Below are 2,131 nucleotides of genomic sequence, written 5' to 3'. Positions count from 1 at the left end.
GCGGGCATCGTGAAAAGTCTATGTCAAAGAAAGGGTTATGTTCTCATAATTGACGATTAAATCGCACCTTCCTTAAACATAATATTCTCCTGCTCACTTCTTATTTTTGTGCATGGCTCATACGACACACAACGCTCACCCGCCGCGGGAAGTTCCTGCGGAAGTGCACGTTGTGAGAACTGTTAAATCAGACCTGAGCGTAACGTCTTAGTTCGCTTGCCACTCGTGAAGAATTGTTTCGACGGGTTTCACGAAAACGGGGTTATCCGGCACCGTAAGTGTACGCCAGACTTCATTATAATGAGCGATCAGCGTTTCGGCCGCAGCCGCGGGTCGGTTAGCCGTCGTATGGGCATCTTCGGCCACGGTGATGGAATATCCCCGGCTGGCGCCATTTTTCAGCGTGGTATCGACGCAATAATCCGTCGCACAGCCACAGATAACGAATTCAGAAATATCATGCTCGCGTAAAACATCGGCCAGATGGGTACGGTAAAAACCGTCACAGGCTGTTTTGGTAACGTACAAAGCGTTTTCAGGCTGGTAGAGTTCAGGCAGTAGCTGGAACCCGGCGCTTCCCTCTTCCAGACCACCGTTTTCGATGTGCTGGATGAAAATGACCTTATCTGCCGCCTGCGTGAGCTGATTTATCTGTGCAACACACGCTTCGCGTCGAATACGAGGAGACGCAAACACCCCGTTTTGCATATCCACCACCATGACCACTCACTTACCCGACATCACTTGCCTCCAGACATTTTCAGTGGAAAGAAAAAGGGTATCACAACGAAGCAGCTATTTTGCCATAGGGAAAAAAGTTCATGTTTACCCCTCGTTACGTTATTTCGAGAAATAATGCGCTTTTCGGTGCTTTGAAATATGCCACCTGGTAGTATAAATACGCATTATTCACTTCTTTCATATACGGATGCTTTCGTTGAAACGTTGTTTGTTTTTCTCTGCGACGCTGTACGCGTTAACACTGACCTCCGTGCATGCAGCACAACAGTCGCCCGATGCTGAATTTGCGTCTGATATTGTTGATCGTTACGCCAACCATATTTTTTATGGCAGTGGCGCAACGGGAATGGCAATGGTGGCGATTGACGGTAACCAGCGGGTATTCAGAAGTTTTGGCGAAACACGTCCCGGTACGAATGTTCGCCCACAGCTGGACTCGGTTATCCGCATTGCCTCGTTATCCAAGCTGATGACCAGCGAAATGCTGGTTAAGCTCCTCGATCAGGGCGTGGTGAAACTCAACGACCCGTTAAGCAAATATGCCCCACCGGGTGCGCGCGTGCCAACATATCAGGGAGCACCGATCAGACTGGTGAACCTAGCGACACACACCAGCGCATTACCGCGTGAACAGCCCGGCGGCGCAGCGAAACGCACTGTATTTACCTGGCCGACCCGCGAACAGCGCTGGAGCTGGCTCTCAACGGCGGCGCTAAAATCCGCACCAGGCACCCAGGCTGCCTATTCCAACCTGGCGTTTGATCTACTGGCCGACGCACTGGCAAATGCGGCGGGCAAACCCTACCCGCAGCTTTTCGAAGATCAGATCACTCGCCCGCTGGGGATGAAAGACACCACCTTTACGCCATCACCCGATCAGTGCCGTCGCCTGATGGTGGCAGAAAAAGGAGCCAGCCCGTGCGATAACACGCTGGCGGCCATTGGCAGTGGCGGTGTCTACTCAACGCCGGGCGATATGATGCGCTGGATGCAGCAATTCCTCTCTTCCGATTTCTACAGCCGCAACAGCCAGGCGGATCGCATGCAGACGCTGATCTATCAGCGCAGCCAGCTTACGCGCGTCATCGGTATGGATGTGCCGGGTAAAGCCGACGCGTTAGGTTTGGGCTGGGTTTATATGGCACCGAAAGACGGGCATCCGGGAATTATTCAGAAAACGGGTGGCGGCGGTGGTTTCATTACCTATATGGCGATGATCCCGCAAAGTAATGTCGGCGTGTTCGTGGTGATCACACGTTCGCCATTGACGCGTTTCGTTAATATGAGCGATGGCGTAAACGAACTGGTTAGCGAATTAAGGAAGGTGCGATTTAATCGTCAATTATGAGAACATAACCCTTTCTTTGACATAGACTTTTCACGATGCCCG

2 protein-coding genes are annotated in these 2,131 nt (G+C 51.8%); one reads left to right on the top strand and one right to left on the bottom strand.

What is annotated here, in order from left to right; translation table 11 throughout:
* Nucleotides 1-207: 207 nt before the first annotated feature.
* On the bottom strand, nucleotides 208-720 hold the full coding sequence (locus tag ACSZPU_RS25245) for an isochorismatase family protein (RefSeq protein WP_499004342.1): 513 nt from the start codon (nucleotides 718-720) through the stop codon (nucleotides 208-210).
* A 217-nt stretch (nucleotides 721-937) separates the two neighbouring features.
* Here ACSZPU_RS25245 and ampH point away from each other — a divergent pair, with 217 nt between their 5' ends.
* Nucleotides 938-2,089 (top strand): D-alanyl-D-alanine-carboxypeptidase/endopeptidase AmpH, encoded by a 1,152-nt coding sequence (gene ampH, locus ACSZPU_RS25240; RefSeq protein WP_499004340.1) that lies wholly within the window; start codon nucleotides 938-940, stop codon nucleotides 2,087-2,089.
* Nucleotides 2,090-2,131 lie beyond the last annotated feature (42 nt).

The organism is Phytobacter sp. V69 (assembly GCF_965644215.1).
Lineage (GTDB): Bacteria > Pseudomonadota > Gammaproteobacteria > Enterobacterales > Enterobacteriaceae > Phytobacter.
Note: the sequence above shows the minus strand (reverse complement) of the source record. Positions and strands in the feature narration are given on the sequence as shown.

Coding starts and splice junctions, on each gene's coding strand:
- ACSZPU_RS25245 (WP_499004342.1), bottom strand. CDS start 720: ATGGTGGTGGATATGCAAAACGGGGTGTTTGCGTCTCCTCGTATTCGA.